Source organism: Salinicoccus kekensis (assembly GCF_900220995.1).
Lineage (GTDB): Bacteria > Bacillota > Bacilli > Staphylococcales > Salinicoccaceae > Lacicoccus > Lacicoccus kekensis.
The window spans coordinates 237535-252492 of the sequence record NZ_OBQF01000001.1 but is presented as its reverse complement, the minus strand read 5'-3'; the positions used below and the strand labels follow the sequence as shown (position 1 = coordinate 252492).

Here is a 14958-nt window from a genome sequence, read left to right as displayed (position 1 = left end):
TTTCAATTATAGAAAAGGTAAATATTAAAGTAAACTATCAAAATAGAGTTTTCTGACATATTTTACTCTTTACCGGCTCGAATGTCCTTCTGTGGATACTTGTCTCACCGAGTTCATCAAGCGCTTCCAAATGTTTTTTTGTGCCGTATCCTTTGTTCTTATCGAATTCATAACCGGGGTATGCTTCACTATAACTATCCATCATCATATCACGAGTTGTTTTGGCAAGCACGCTTGCGGCCGCAATGGAAACGGAATTCGCATCCCCCCGGATGATGGAAGTCTCATCCATCTCTGTCCCGAGCGTCATCGCATCGATCAGCAGATGGTCGGGACGCACGTCCAGTTCATCCACTGCCCGCCGCATGGCGAGCCTTGAAGCTTCATAGATGTTCAGGCGGTCGATCTCCTCGACTGTCGCGATGCCGATGCCGTAATCACAATGTGCCATTATGTACTCCCGGAACGCCAGACGCTGTTTCAGTGACAGCTTCTTTGAATCATCGAGCCCCGGCAGGATGAAGCCTTCCGGCAGTACGGCCGCAGCCGCGACGACCTCGCCTGCAATCGGCCCGCGGCCGGCTTCATCGACGCCTGCAATGCGGCCGCTTATACCGTTTTCATACCGGCTCATCACTTCGAATTTCTCCACCAGGGCGGCCTGTTTTTCAAGGCGTGCACGGTGCTGCACGAGTGCTTTCTCCACGCCTGCGCGGCCGTCGCCGTGATAAGGGGATGCAGCAAGCGCTTCAAGCGTCGTGATCGATTTTATCGCTTTGACCGTTTCACTGACCGTCGCCACCGGACCCACCCGCCTTGTCGAATGTGTACCTGCCGATTTTGGCGTTCCTGATGTCGTAGATCACTCTGCCCGTCACCGCTTCGTAGTTGATTTCATTGCCGCTCATCTTGAGCCCGCGGCTTTTCCCGATGGCTTCATACAATTCGATGATCTCCGATTCCGCGTCGACGTCGATGTTGTAAAATCTCCTCAAATCTTCCAGATGGTTATCCTGCAGGAACCGGAGGCCGTAAATCGCGACTTCATCCAGCGGAACGACGGAATCCTTGATGGCACCGGTGAGGGACAGCTTTTTGCCGACCGTCTCATCTTCGAATTTAGGCCAGAGTATTCCCGGCGTATCCAGAAGTTCCATGTTCTTCCCGGCTTTGATCCATTGCTGCGCCTTCGTCACACCCGGCGTGTTGCCGGTTTTTGCGATTTTCTTTTTGGCGATGTTGTTGATGACCGTGGACTTGCCGACGTTCGGTATCCCGATGATCATCGCCCGGATCGCCCTTTTATTGATGCCTTTACTCTCCATCCTTTTGAAGATCTCCTCGGTCGCCATTTTTGCCAGCGGCTCGATCTTGCCGATGATCTGATGGCTGCGCCCCATGATTGCAACGGGGTATTTTCCTTCCGCCTTGAGATGGCTGATCCATTTATCGGTCTCACTCTGGTCCGCCATGTCCATCTTGTTCAATATCACCACACGCGGTTTGTGCTGCGTGATGTCATCCATCATCGGATTGTGGCTTGAATACGGGATTCTTGCATCCAGTATCTCTATCACCACATCCACTTTCTTTAAATTTTCCTCGACTTCTCTTCTTGCCTTGGCCATATGGCCCGGAAACCAGTTTATACTCACGGCTTTCCCCTCGAATCATAATTTATTTTTATTTCAATCCATATCCAGTTCAGCATAACAAAATAAAAACCCGGACATCAAGGTGTGATATCCGGGTCTTCATCGCATTATCTAATTTCTCTGATACGCGCTGCTTTACCGCGCAGGTTGCGCAGGTAGTAAAGTTTCGCACGACGTACGCGTCCACGACGGGTAACTTCGATTCTCTCGATTTTCGGCGTGTGTACAGGGAAAGTACGCTCAACACCCACACCGTAAGAGATCTTACGGACTGTAAATGTTTCGGAAATGCCGCCGCCGCGTCTTTTGATGACTACGCCTTCAAAGACCTGGATCCTTTCACGGCTTCCCTCTACGATACGTACGTGTACACGTACAGTGTCTCCGGGTTTGAATTCCGGAAGATCTGTTTTGAGCTGTTCTTTCGTCAGCTCATTGATTAATTGTTGTGACATGATTACCTTCTCCTTCTTCCAACTTTCTTGCCCTTCATAGCAGCGGATAGTTGTGATATGTGTCTCGACACTCGTATAATATTACCATAATATATGCTTCGTTTCAATTCATTCAGGTAAAATAAGTTTTTTATTCAAGGAGGTCCGGGCGCCTTTCGCGTGTGCGCTTCAGGCTCTCGTCCCGCCGCCATTCCTCTATCTTCTTATGATCCCCGCTGAGGAGCACTTCCGGCACTTTCATGCCGCGGTATTCCCGGGGTCTTGTGTAGTGCGGGTGTTCGAGCAGGCCCGTGGAAAACGAATCCTGTTCATGGCTCTCCTGCTTGCTGATGACGTCCGGGATCAGGCGGACGATCGCATCGGTCATCGTCATGCTCGCAAGCTCCCCGCCGGTCAGCACATAGTCGCCGATGGACACTTCATCCGTGACGAGCGTGCGGATCCGTTCATCATACCCTTCGTAATGGCCGCATATGAAGACGATGTCCTCTTCGGTGCTCAAATCCTCCGCCATCTTCTGATTGAAAGGGGCCCCCTGAGGACACAGGAGGATCACACGTGCGTTGTCGACCTCGAGGTCATCCATCGCCTCGAATACAGGTTCCGGCTTCAGCACCATGCCTGCACCGCCGCCGTACGGGTAGTCATCGACCTTGTTGTGCTTGCTGTTTGAATAATCACGGAAATTGATGAGGTTGTAATCCACGATGCCCTTATCCTTCGCGCGTTTCAGTATGGAGGAGTTCAGCACCCCGTCATACATCTCCGGGAAGAGTGTCAGGTAATGTATATTCATTCGAGCAGCCCCTCGATCGGTGTGATGATGATCTTTCCTTCATCGAGGTCGACCGTCTTCACCACATCTTCGATATAGGGGATCATATATTCCTTCCGGCCGTCACCGACCACCCAGACATCGTTTGCCCCCGTCTGGAAAATATCCGTGACTTTCCCGAGGGACCGGCCTTCATCGGTGAGCACCGTGAGGCCGATGATGTCGCTGAAATGGAATTCGCCTTCTTCAAGCGCCAGTTCGACGCTCTCCGCCTCCTGCAGTACATCCGAGTTCTTCAGATCTTCCACTTCACTGATGCTGGTGATGCCTTCGAAGGTGAGGAGATGGAAGTTCTTATGTGTGCGGTAATTCCGGATCGTGAATTCCCTGCCGCCGACCGTGACTTTATTGCCCGGCTGGAAGCGCTCCTCAGTGAAGTCTGAGTCACTGAGCACCTTCACTTCGCCGCGGACGCCGTGGAAATTGACGAGTCTGCCGATTGTAATCATTTTATAACCACCTTAAGTTTTGTTCCGTAATCATTTCTTAATTATTATATATCTGCCGGCCTCGGCGGGACAACCGGAAATGTCGCGCCGGCTGCACGGCCGCCCCACATAAAAAAGGACACACCTCGCGGTGTGCCTGGAAAATCTGAATATTAATCTACATCGACAAACACTTTCTTGGAATTTTCATGGTTGGTATTCGACATGATGATGCGGATTGCCTTTATGACGCGCCCGCGCTTACCTATGACACGACCGGTATCGGCGCTGTGCACAGATATTTTGTAAGAAATGTTATACTTCGTCTCTTCTGAAGAAATTTCCAAGTCTTCCGGGTGCTCCAGCATCGGTTCAAGAATGGTTTGCAATAAGTTTTCCATATAGATTATTTCCCGAGTTTCTCGTTATGCAGTCTTTCCATTACGCCTCTGCGGCTAAGGATGTTGCGGACCGTGTCGCTTGGTTTCGCGCCGTCTTTCAGCCACTGAAGTGCTTTTTCCTCATCCAGAGTGATGTTTTCATCCTCTTTGGATACAGGGTTGTAGGAACCGATCTGCTCGATGATGCGACCGTCCCTCGGACTTCTTGAATCAGCAACAACTATGCGGTAGTAAGGGTTTCTTTTGGAACCCATACGAGTCAATCTTAATTTAACAGCCATTTATATAACTCCTTTCTCTCTACGATTTCACTTTTAATACTATACCAGATAATAAAAAACTTGTAAAGGGCTTTTCCTTTACAAGTTTATTTTCCGTCATTTTAAAACGGCAGCTGCATATTGCCGAACGGATTTTTCTTCTTGCCTTTTCCTCCGGTCATCTGCTTCATCATCTTCTTCATATCCTGGAACTGCTTCAGCAGGCGGTTGACTTCCTGCAGGGAACGGCCCGAGCCTTGGGCGATACGCTTCTTCCTGCTCGCGTTCAGCTTTTCGGGCTTCTCGCGCTCCTCCATCGTCATTGAACGGATGATCGCCTGTATATGGTCGATCTCCTTACCGCTCATCTGCATCTTGTCGAGGCCTTTGATCTTGTTCGCGCCCGGCATCATTTTAAGGAGCTCGTCAAGCGGCCCGAGGGTCTTCACCTGGTCCATCTGCTCGAGGAAGTCCTCCAGTGTGAAGCTCTGGTCCTTGATCTTCTGCTCCATCTTCTTCTGTTCATCCATATCAACGTTCGTCTGTGCCTTCTCGATGATCGACAGCATGTCGCCCATGCCGAGTATCCTCTGTGCCATGCGGTCCGGGTGGAATGATTCAAGGCCGTCCATCTTCTCGGACACACCGACGAATTTGATCGGTTTTTCGGTGACCGAACGGATCGACAACGCCGCACCGCCCCGCGTATCCCCGTCAAGCTTGGTCAGCGTCACGCCGGTGATGTCGAGCAGGTCGTTGAAGGATTCCGCGACATTCACGGCATCCTGGCCGGTCATCGAGTCGACGACGAGCATGATTTCATCCGGATTGGATAGCTCCTTGATATCCTTCAGCTCATTCATCAGATCTTCATCGATGTGCAGGCGTCCTGCCGTATCGATGATGACCGTATCGAGATGCTCCTCTTTTGCATGCGCAAGTGCTTTTTCCGCGATTTCCTGCGGCTTCACTTTATCGCCCAGGTTGAAGACCGGGATGTCGATCTGCTTCCCGACCGTCTCCAGCTGGTCGATCGCCGCCGGACGGTAAATATCCCCTGCGACGAGCAGCGGTTTTTTATTGTAGTTCTTCCTCAAATGCAGAGCCAGCTTGCCTGCGGTGGTCGTCTTACCCGCACCCTGCAGGCCGACCATCATGATGACCGTCGGCGGCTTCTGGGCCAGGTTGATCTTCTGGTTCTCCCCGCCCATCAGTTCCGTCAGCTCTTCCTTGACGATCTTGATCACCTGCTGGCCCGGTGTCAGCGACTGCATGACATCACTGCCGAGCGCGCGTTCCCGCACCTGGCTGATGAACTGCTTGACCACTTTAAAGTTGACGTCCGCTTCAAGCAGCGCAAGCCGCACTTCACGCATCATCACCTTGACGTCGGCTTCCGAGACTTTACCTTTGCTCTTGATCCGGTCCATCGTGGCCTGGAGACGTTCTCCTAAACCTTCAAATGCCATTATTACTCCTCCTCCAGAGTTTCAAGTTCATTTATGACTGCATCTATCTTATTGAAATCCTGATTTTTTATATACTCCCTGATCTGCCGGTAGTACTGCTGCCTCTTGATGAAGGCGCCGTAGAGCCCGAGATTCGCTTCATAGTCTTCAAGCAGATCTTTAGTACGTTTTAAATTATCATAAACCGCCTGTCTTGTCACTTTCAAAGTGTCTGCGATCTCACTGAAGGAATAATCCTCCAGATAATAAAGTTCCACGTAGGCACGCTGTTTTTCGGTCAGCAGGGAGTGGTAGAAATCAAACAGGTAATTGACCCGGGTGGTGCGTTCGAGTTCCTCAGTCATCCTTATCAACTGCCTCTGCGGCTGCGTCATCGAGCTCATCCGACTGATGGATCATATCGGCGAACAGTCCGTATACATAACTTTCCGCGTCGAACTCCTGAAGGTCGTCAAGCTGCTCCCCGAGGCCGACGAATTTCACCGGAATCCCCAGTTCGTTCTTGATTGCGAGCACGATGCCGCCTTTGGCGGTCCCGTCGAGCTTCGTCAAAACGATGCCTGTGACATCCGTCACTTCCTGAAACGACTTCGCCTGTATGAGGGCATTCTGGCCGGTCGTCGCATCCAGTGTCAGAAGCACTTCATGCGGTGCTTCCGGCACCACTTTCTGGATGACCTTCTTCATTTTACCGAGCTCGTTCATGAGGTTGCCCTTATTCTGAAGGCGGCCTGCGGTGTCACAGATCAAAATGTCCGTGCCGCGCTTTTTCGCTGCATTGACTGCATCATACATCACGGCGGCAGGGTCGCTGCCCTCCGCCTGCCTGATGACATCGGCACCGACGCGGTCACCCCAGATCTGAAGCTGGTTGATCGCACCGGCACGGAATGTATCACCCGCTGCCAGCATGACCGATTTGCCTTCTTTTTTATATTTATGGGCCAGTTTGCCGATGCTCGTCGTCTTGCCGACGCCGTTCACGCCGACGACGAGGATCACCGTCAGGCCGTCCGCCTCGATATGGACTTCTTCCGACAGCTCATCATTGCGGTTGTATATTTCAACCATCTTTTCAACGATGGTCTCCTTCAAATCTGCCGTCTCCGTGATGTTTTTAAGCTTTGCTTCCTGCCTCAGTTCATCGGTCAGTTCGAGCACGGTGTTGAAACCCACATCCGCCCCGATCAGGATTTCCTCGAGTGCTTCGAAGAAGTCCTCATCGACCTTCCGGTACATCGACATCAGCTGGTTGATTTCGGTCTGGAACTTCTCACGGCTCTTCTCGAGCCCAGCCTTGAACTTATAGGTGATCTGTTCCTGTTCCCATTGCTCAAATTCATCGATGCTGATGAGACCGTCATCAAGATTTTCACTCTGCTGCTCCGCAGAAGGCAGATCATCCGCCGTCTTATCAGGCCTGAACTTCTTTTTAAAGCGATCAAAAATACCCATTTATATACACCTCTGTATCTTCTTTATCAGACTTTCGCCTCTTCATAATCTTTTAAATCCACGCTGATCAGCTGGCTGACACCGCGTTCCTGCATGGTCACGCCGAACAGCCTGTCCGCCTCTTCCATTGTACCTTTTCTATGCGTAATCACAATGAATTGCATATCCATGGAAAGCTTCTTCAAGTACTGTGCATACCGCACCACATTGGCTTCATCGAGGGCGGCCTCCACCTCATCCAGGATGATGAACGGGCTGCTCCTGACCCTCAGCATGCTGAATAGGAGGCTGATTGCCGTCAGTGCCCGCTCGCCGCCCGACAAAAGCGACAAACTTGATAACTTCTTGCCCGGCGGCTGTGCATAGATTTCTATCCCGGAGTTCAGGTAATCATCCGGCTCGCTCAGCCTGAGCTCTGCAAGCCCGCCGCCGAACATCTCTGTGAACACTTCTCCGAAGCTGCGGTCCACTTCGTGGAATGCAGCTTTGAAGCGATCCGCCACGGTGTCATCCATTTCAGCGATCACTTCAAGCAGTGTCTCACGCGCTTCAAGAAGGTCCGCCTCCTGATTTTTCAGGAAGGTGTACCGCTCGTTCACGACCGCATATTCATCGATGGCGCCGAGGTTGACCGGACCGAGCTCTTCGATGCTCTTTTTGTTCAGGTTGATCTGGAGCCGCTTATCCTCGATATCCTCGAATTCGGTGAACTGGCCGCTCTCTCGTTCGTAAGTCGTCCTGTAGTTTTCCGATAAATATTCGAGTTTCTGCTCAAGCCTCGCATCCAGCTTCTCCTTCGTACCTGTCGCGGTCCTCAGAGTGTCCTGAAGGGCTTCCGCCTGTCTGTAGATCTCCTCGCGCTGCCTGCCCGCTTCCTGGTATTCGCTTTTCAGTCCGGACTGCAGTTCCGAGAGTTCATCCGCCTCGCCGTACAGCTGCTCAAGCGATTTTCCCAACGACTCTTTCTCTTCCCGCAGCGCCTTGACGTCAAGGGTGGTGAGGTCGAGGGAGATGATTTCCTGTTCGTTTTTGATTTCTGCGATCGAAGCGGCAATCGCTTCCAGCTCCCCGGCGATCCTCGCATGCTCGCTTTTTTTGTAATTATAGCGCTCGTTCGCCCGCGTCAATTCATTCTGCACCGCATTATATTCATCCGCAAGTGTTTCAAGCTCGGTTTTCTTATCCTTCTCCGAGGCGCTGACGAGACGTATGCGTTCATCGAGCTGTTCCAGTTCAAATTCCTTATTTCTGATCTGTTCTGCAAAATCCGCACTGTCATGTTCATCCGTCCTCGAAGATAGTTCCTCCTCGATCATGCGGAGTGTCTCTTTTCTTGAGGACAGCTGGTAGTCGAGCGACGAGGCGAGCTGTCTGAGTTCATCATGCCGTTCACTTTCAACGGTGCCGGCTTCTTCCAGTCCGGCGATTTCCATATCCAGATCGGTGATCTTCCTGCTTAAGCCGTCGACCTTCTCTTTCTGGCCTGCAATAAGTGCTTCATGGCTTTTCAGTTTCTTTCCTATTTCATCGATTTCACTCTTCGTTTCAAGGACGGATCCTTTTGACTGCCTTGAGCCGCCGCTCATCGCGCCGCCTGGAAAGACGGTCTCGCCGTCCAGCGTGACGATTTTGACACGGTGGCCGGTCTCCCTGGCGATGATGCCTGCATCATCGATATTTTCAACGACGACCGTCGTCCCGAGGAGGTGCCATATGACATTTTCATATTCCGGCTTTATATCCACAGCTTCCGCCAGCACCTGCGCCTCCACCTTGGAATTCCTCAAAGTGTTCAGCACAGAATCGGAAAGCGACCGTTTCTTTATGACGTCAAGCGGCAGGAAAGTCGCGAACCCGCGCTTCAGCCGCTTCAGGAAGCCGATCGCCTCCCTCGCATCCGCTTCGGAGCGCATCACGATATTCTGGCTTGCGGCACCGAGTGCCGTATCGAGGGCCGTTACATATTTCGGCTCCGAGCCGATCAGTTCGCCGACGGCGCCTATGACGCCTTCGAGCTCTCCGCCGTTCTGCAGTACGGCACGGACGCCGGGGAAGTATCCCCTGTATTCGTTCTGGATGCTCTTCAGCATATCAAGCCGTGATTTCTGCTTTTCATAAAACGTAAGGCTCTTCTCGTACTTATCCTTCTCTTCAAGGTAGGATGCGTAAACATCCTCCCTCTGCCTTTTCTTTTCCTTATACTCTGCCCTTAAGGATTCCAGCGCATCCGCACTTTCCGATAACTCCGCCTGCTTCTCTTCCTGAAGCGCTTCATACTCCGAAACTTCCTTCGTAAGCGTCCCGGCGCGCGCTTTCTGCTGACTAAAGAGCGAATGCTGATCTTTCAGCATCTCTTCAGTCCGCTTCTGTTCATTCTCAAGCGTCGTCTTCTCGACCATGAGGGCGTAATACTGATCCTTCAGGCCTTCAATCTCCCCGGTGTGGTCCCGGCTCAGGTAGGCCCTTTTCTCCTCGGTTTCCTTCAGGGATGCACGTAAATCTTTGATGGCCGTTTGGTATTCCGTGAGTTCATCATTGAGACATGAGAGCATGGACTCATGCGCCTCTTTTTCGGAAACCGCCTTTGCGAGCCGTGAGGATAATTCTTCCTTCAGCTGGCCCTTGTTGGATTTCCGTTCTTCAAAAAGAGCGATTTTACCATTGAGCTGTTCGAGCTTCCTGGAAGCTTCTACGATTTTCCTGTTGATCATTTTGGAATTCGCATCTTCACCGTCGCGCGCCGCACTCAGATCCGCCAGCTTCTCATCCAGTGCCGCAGTCTCGCTCTGATGGCGTTTCAGCAGTTGTTCCGCTTCCCCGATCCGCACGTTTTCCTCCTCAAGCTTTTTGAGGAGATGATTGATGTCATAGATGGTGACTTCGATGTCCGCCTTCTTCATCTCCTCTTTCAAAGCAAGGTATTCCCCGGCATTGGCACTTTCCACTTCCAGCTTCTCGACACGTCCGGAGAGCTCCCGGATGATGTCATTGACCCGGTTCAGGTTGTCTTTCGTATCATGCAGCCGTTTTTCCGACTCTTTTCTGCGGATTTTATATTTCATCACGCCCGCCACTTCTTCGATCAGCACTCGTCTTTCATCCGGCCGCGCCTTCAAAAGCGTGTCCACTTCGCCCTGCGAAATGATGTTGTAGGCGTTTCTGCCGAGCCCCGAGTCGAGGAACAGCTCGGTGATCTCCTTCAGGCGCACACGTTCATCGTTGATGAAATACTCGCTGTCACCGTTCCTGTAAAGCTTCCGCGTGATGCTGACCTCATCCGAATCGACCGCGAGGCCGCGTGCGGCGTTGTCAAGCATCAGCTTCACCGATGCCGAATTCATCGGTTTGCGGGAGTCCGTACCGCTGAAGATGACATCTTCCATCTTCACACCCCGGATGGTCTTCGCGGATTGTTCGCCGAGCACCCAGCGGATGGCATCGGTGATGTTGCTTTTGCCGCTGCCGTTCGGGCCGACGACGGCCGTCAGGCCGCTGTCGAAACTTACATCTACCTTATTCGCAAATGATTTGAAGCCATTTGCCTCTATCGATTTCAAATAAACCATTCTCTGAACTCCTACCCGTGAATCGCAAGCAATGCATTTTCAGCAGCACGCTGTTCTGATTCTTTTTTAGACCGTCCGCTGCCGTTGCCGAGCTGCCTTTCCCCGATGAAGACCCCGCTTTCGAAGCTCTTGTTGTGGCTTGGGCCCGACTCGTTCAGCAGCCTGTATTCCAGTTCATCATCAAATCTCTTATGTGCCTCTTCCTGCAGCAGTGTCTTGTAATCGACCACCGCATTGTAATGGGCATCCTTGATGTCCACAAAGACGAATTTCCTTAAAAATTCATGTGTCGTTTCATGGCCCTCCTGCACGTAAAGTGCGCCCAAAAAGGCTTCGAATGTATCGGAAATGATCGACGGACGGCTCCGGCCTTCCGTCTTCTCCTCGCCTTTTCCGAGGATGATCAGCTCCGGCATCTTCAATTTGACCGCGAATACCACAAGTGACGGTTCACACACTATGTTTGCCCTGAGTTTCGTCAGATCGCCTTCCGGCAGCTTTGGAAACTTGTTATAAATAAAGTCTGACACCATCAATTCTAGTACAGCATCACCCAAAAATTCCAGGCGCTCATTATTGTAGATCTTATCCAGATGCAGGTCGTTAATGAAAGAGCTGTGCATGAACGCCTGACGGTATACATCGTGGTCACCGAGCTCCATGCCGAGCCGTTTCTGGAATGCTTTGAACGATTTGTCGAAAGCCTGGATCTTGCGGCCTGCCAATTTATCATTTTTAATCTTCTTTGAAACTATCTCCATGAGTTCCCACCTCCCTGTTCATGTCAGTGCAGCCGAAAGCGGCTGATCAGAAAAGAATATCATAAATAAAATCCACTTGAAAAAGTGGATTTTATCAATCATCAATTAATTTTCTAATTTATCAATATAGTCAAGAGCATCGCCGACTGTTTGAATCTTCTCAGCTTCTTCGTCCGGAATCTCCATTTCGAATTCATCTTCAAGTTCCATTACAAGTTCTGCAATGTCCAATGAATCTGCACCAAGATCATCTTTGAAAGATGCATCTTTAGTCACTTTATCTTCGTCAATTCCAAGCTTGTCGACGATAATGTCTTTAACTTTGTCAAAGTTTGCCATATATCTCACCTCCCTTTAATAATATCACAGCGATTATCCCATGTACATACCGCCGTTGACGTGGATTGTCTGCCCGGTGATATAGTCTGCCTTATCACTTGCAAGGAACGTCACGGTGTTGGAAATGTCCTCGACGCCCCCGAAATGATTGAGCGGGATCTGGCCGAGCATGCCCTCTTTGATTTCATCTGAAAGCACATCCGTCATTTCACTTTCTATGAAGCCCGGGGCTATGGCGTTTACGGTGATTCCTTTCGGGGCAAGTTCCCTCGCCACCGAGCGGGTCAACCCGTCTATACCTGCCTTCGATGCCACATAGTTCGCCTGCCCTGCGTTGCCGAGGGAAGCGACGATGCTTGAAATGTTGATGATCTTGCCTGATTTCTGCTTCAGCATCGGACGCGAGACATTTTGTATGACGTTATATGTGCCTTTCAGATTCACATCGATGACACGGTCGAAGTCCGCTTCCTTCATCCTCATCAGCAGGCCGTCCTTTGTGACGCCTGCGTTGTTCACGACGAGGTCGATCGAACCGTGCGTGCCCGTGATGTGTTTGATCATCGCCTTGACATCATCATAAATTTCGACGTGGCACTGATAGCTCTCTGCACTCCCGCCTGCGTTTTCAATTTCTTCCACTACGCTGTTCGCCTTGTCTTCAGAACCTGAGTAATTCACGACCACATGGTACCCTTCACTGCCGAGGGCGAGGGCGATACCTCTCCCGATGCCCCGTGAGGACCCTGTGACCAATGCTGTTTTAGTCATTTGTATGCTCCTTTACCTGTTCTAATGTATCCAGATTTTTAACTTTCAACGATTTGTCGATCTTGCGCACCAGTCCGCTGAGCACTTTCTTCGGCCCCGCTTCGATGCCGGAAGTGACACCGTTCGCTGCAGCACTTTCGATGCATTCGACGAACCTCACCGGGCTCGTGATCTGTTCGACGAGCTGGCGCTTGATCACCGCACCGTCCGTTTCAGGTTTGGCGCTGACGTTCTGGATGACCGGGATGTCTGCATCCCTGAACTCGATTTCTTCTACGAACGTCCCGAATTCCTCCTGCGCTTCCTTCATCAGATGGGAATGGAACGCACCGGAAACATTCAGAGGCATGATGCGTCTCGCGCCTTTTTCCTTCGCCTGTTCACTGAAGGCCTCCACCGCTTCTGCATCACCCGAGACCACGACCTGGTCCGGAGCATTGATGTTGGCGGGCGCGACCTTCACCGTATCACCGGAGACCGCCCTGCATAATTCCAGGAGGTCTGAATATTCCATGCCGATGACCGCCGTCATCTTCCCGCCTTTCGAATTACTCATGAGCTCGCCGCGCTTCTGGACGATCCGGACACCGTCACGGAGTGACAGTACACCTGCATGGACGAGCGCCGGCAGTTCACCGAGGCTGTGTCCGAGCACGTGGCTGCCTGTAAGCTTTGCAGATTTCACCACGGCAAGCGAATGTGCAAACAACGCAGGCTGTGTGAATTCGGTCTGATTCAGCCGTTCATCCTCATTGAACATGATCGACTTCAAATCGAAATCCAGTTCATCGAATATTTCATCCAGCACTTTTCTTGCTGCTTCATCATTTTCATACAAGTCTTTTGCCATGCCGCTGTACTGCGCCCCCTGGCCGGGGAAAAGAATGATCTCGGTCATGATTGTCCACCCACCTTTGCTTTGATCTTTTCAAGTGCACCGCTTTCGGCCATGCGCACAGCCTGTCTCACGGCATTATGGATTGCGAGTGCATCACTCGATCCGTGTGCCTTCAGGACATACCCGTCGAGACCGAGGAGCGGCGCACCGCCGACTTCCCTGTAGTCGAGCAGGTCTTTCACCCTGCCGAAGTCCTTCCTTAAGGCCGAGGCCGCCAGTTTATTCTTCGTGTTCTTCATGAAGATGTCCTTGATTTCCATCATCATGGACTTTGCAGTCCCTTCAATCGTCTTCAGCACGATGTTGCCTGTGAAGCCGTCGGTCACTGCGATATCGATCGTACCGGAGATGATGTCACGTGTCTCGAAGTTGCCGGTGAAGTTCAAATCGCTGTCCTTCAGCAGCTCAAAGGCTGCACGCGTGACTTCATTGCCCTTATTCTCCTCGCTGCCGATGTTGATGAGCCCGACCTCAGGATTCGTCCTGCCTTCAATCTCCTCCATGTAGATGCTCGCCATTTCTGCGAACTGATAGAGGTGTTTTGGCTTGTTGTCGGAGTTGGCGCCCATATCGAGCAGCATGATGCCCTTCCCTGATGTGTTCGGGATGAGGGAGGCGATGGCCGGACGTTCCACACCTTTCAAACGTCCCACCACGAAGAGCCCCGCACTCATGATCGCCCCCGTGTTGCCTGCGGAGACGCATGCATCCGCCGTGCCGTCCTTTACGGCTTTTGTAGCCCTGACAAGCGAGCTGTCCTTCTTTTTCCGGACGGCCCTGACCGGGTCGTCTCCGGATTCCACTTTCTCGGTCACTTCGATGAATTTAATCTGCGGGTGATCTCCGGTATAGCTCCCTTTCAGTCCGTAAGCGAGTATTTCAAGTGCACCGTTCTCTTTTACGGCACTCATGATGCCTTCCGTGATCGATGCGGGCGCGTTGTCGCCACCCATTAAATCAACAGCAATTTTAACCAATTTCATCACCCTCATTAGAATAGTACATCACAAACCGTCCCTTGAAGATCAGCCTGCCGTCCACTTTCGACTCCACCGTTATGGCCGCCTTATTGTTGTCCATCTCGTTGACCACGGCTTTTGATATCACTTTATCATGCAGTTTTGCCTGCCTTATGAATTCGATTTCGGCACTTTTTGTCAGTGCGAGGGGTTTATTGATCACGGCGACGCACAGTGAGTTCGCCTGTGCGAATAAAAAATGTCCCCTCGCAATTTTATTGCGTTCGAACACGTGCCCTTCCTCGATGATGAAGAGGCTGAGCGCCTGGACATTCAAATCTATATCTATGATCTCACCGATGACCTCCTGGAGTGAGAGGCTTTTGATCTTGTCCACTTCCTCCGTCGCGACATTTTTGATGCGCTCCCTGAGTTCGGGTATGCCGAGCTCCAGCCGGTCCAGCCGGATCGTCTGGATGCTGACGTTGAAGAGATCGGCGAGCTTTTCATCGGTGAGGAATGGATCTTCATTGATCTTTGTGAGCAGTATTTCCTGACGTTCGTGTTTCTTATATTTTGTCATTTTAATACCTCATTTAGTAGTTGGTACTAAAATCAGTATATATAAGTGCATTTAAGATTTCAATTGATATTATGCAATTCACCATGCAAATTTCACCGCGCTGATCCATTCGGAGGAAAAGCG

17 protein-coding genes are annotated in these 14958 nt (G+C 51.3%); all 17 read right to left on the bottom strand.

Going from position 1 to position 14958, the window contains the following annotated elements; translation table 11 throughout:
• Positions 1-37 precede the first annotated feature (37 nt).
• The 17 genes from CRN96_RS01205 to fapR all read right to left on the bottom strand — a co-directional run bounded on the left by CRN96_RS01205 (position 38) and on the right by fapR (position 14835).
• Positions 38-802, bottom strand: coding sequence for a ribonuclease HII (locus tag CRN96_RS01205; protein WP_097038309.1), 765 nt, complete (start codon positions 800-802; stop codon positions 38-40).
• Positions 786-1655, bottom strand: coding sequence for a ribosome biogenesis GTPase YlqF (gene ylqF / locus CRN96_RS01200; RefSeq protein WP_097038307.1), 870 nt, complete (start codon positions 1653-1655; stop codon positions 786-788). Before ylqF ends, CRN96_RS01205 begins: the two co-directional genes overlap by 17 nt.
• A gap of 107 nt (positions 1656-1762) precedes the next feature.
• The gene (rplS, locus tag CRN96_RS01195; RefSeq protein WP_097038305.1) at positions 1763-2110 is read right to left on the bottom strand and encodes a 50S ribosomal protein L19; all 348 of its coding nucleotides are present in this window, start codon (positions 2108-2110) and stop codon (positions 1763-1765) included.
• A 130-nt stretch (positions 2111-2240) separates the two neighbouring features.
• A complete protein-coding gene (gene trmD / locus CRN96_RS01190) occupies positions 2241-2906 on the bottom strand; it encodes a tRNA (guanosine(37)-N1)-methyltransferase TrmD (protein ID WP_097038304.1) in 666 nt (221 codons plus the stop codon).
• Positions 2903-3394 (bottom strand): ribosome maturation factor RimM, encoded by a 492-nt coding sequence (gene rimM / locus CRN96_RS01185; RefSeq protein ID WP_097038302.1) that lies wholly within the window; start codon positions 3392-3394, stop codon positions 2903-2905. The genes trmD and rimM overlap by 4 nt, the downstream gene beginning before the upstream one ends.
• A gap of 152 nt (positions 3395-3546) precedes the next feature.
• Positions 3547-3774 (bottom strand): KH domain-containing protein, encoded by a 228-nt coding sequence (locus tag CRN96_RS01180; protein WP_097038300.1) that lies wholly within the window; start codon positions 3772-3774, stop codon positions 3547-3549.
• 5 nt (positions 3775-3779) lie between these two features.
• Positions 3780-4055, bottom strand: coding sequence for a 30S ribosomal protein S16 (gene rpsP / locus CRN96_RS01175; RefSeq protein ID WP_097038298.1), 276 nt, complete (start codon positions 4053-4055; stop codon positions 3780-3782).
• Between the two features lie 101 nt (positions 4056-4156).
• Positions 4157-5503, bottom strand: a complete 1347-nt coding sequence (gene ffh / locus CRN96_RS01170; protein WP_097038296.1) for a signal recognition particle protein — start codon at positions 5501-5503, stop codon at positions 4157-4159.
• Positions 5504-5505: 2 nt separating this feature from the next.
• Positions 5506-5847, bottom strand: a complete 342-nt coding sequence (locus CRN96_RS01165) for a putative DNA-binding protein (RefSeq protein ID WP_097038293.1) — start codon at positions 5845-5847, stop codon at positions 5506-5508.
• Positions 5840-6958, bottom strand: a complete 1119-nt coding sequence (gene ftsY / locus CRN96_RS01160; RefSeq protein ID WP_097038291.1) for a signal recognition particle-docking protein FtsY — start codon at positions 6956-6958, stop codon at positions 5840-5842. The genes CRN96_RS01165 and ftsY overlap by 8 nt, the downstream gene beginning before the upstream one ends.
• Before the next feature lie 26 nt (positions 6959-6984).
• On the bottom strand, positions 6985-10524 hold the full coding sequence (gene smc / locus CRN96_RS01155; RefSeq protein WP_097038289.1) for a chromosome segregation protein SMC: 3540 nt from the start codon (positions 10522-10524) through the stop codon (positions 6985-6987).
• Positions 10525-10535: 11 nt separating this feature from the next.
• Positions 10536-11285 carry a ribonuclease III gene (rnc, locus tag CRN96_RS01150; RefSeq protein ID WP_097038286.1) on the bottom strand — a complete coding sequence of 250 codons (750 nt, stop codon included), beginning with the start codon at positions 11283-11285 and terminating at the stop codon, positions 10536-10538.
• 105 nt (positions 11286-11390) lie between these two features.
• Positions 11391-11624, bottom strand: coding sequence for an acyl carrier protein (locus tag CRN96_RS01145; RefSeq protein WP_097038284.1), 234 nt, complete (start codon positions 11622-11624; stop codon positions 11391-11393).
• Between the two features lie 33 nt (positions 11625-11657).
• Positions 11658-12401: a 3-oxoacyl-[acyl-carrier-protein] reductase gene (fabG, locus tag CRN96_RS01140; protein ID WP_245844544.1), complete on the bottom strand. Its 744-nt coding sequence runs from the start codon at positions 12399-12401 to the stop codon at positions 11658-11660.
• The gene (fabD, locus tag CRN96_RS01135) at positions 12388-13293 is read right to left on the bottom strand and encodes an ACP S-malonyltransferase (RefSeq protein ID WP_097038280.1); all 906 of its coding nucleotides are present in this window, start codon (positions 13291-13293) and stop codon (positions 12388-12390) included. Before fabD ends, fabG begins: the two co-directional genes overlap by 14 nt.
• Complete coding sequence (gene plsX, locus CRN96_RS01130; protein WP_179647100.1) at positions 13290-14270, bottom strand: phosphate acyltransferase PlsX; 981 nt, start codon at positions 14268-14270, stop codon at positions 13290-13292. The genes fabD and plsX overlap by 4 nt, the downstream gene beginning before the upstream one ends.
• Positions 14263-14835: a transcription factor FapR gene (gene fapR / locus CRN96_RS01125; RefSeq protein ID WP_097038276.1), complete on the bottom strand. Its 573-nt coding sequence runs from the start codon at positions 14833-14835 to the stop codon at positions 14263-14265. Before fapR ends, plsX begins: the two co-directional genes overlap by 8 nt.
• Between the last annotated feature and the right edge of the window lie 123 nt (positions 14836-14958).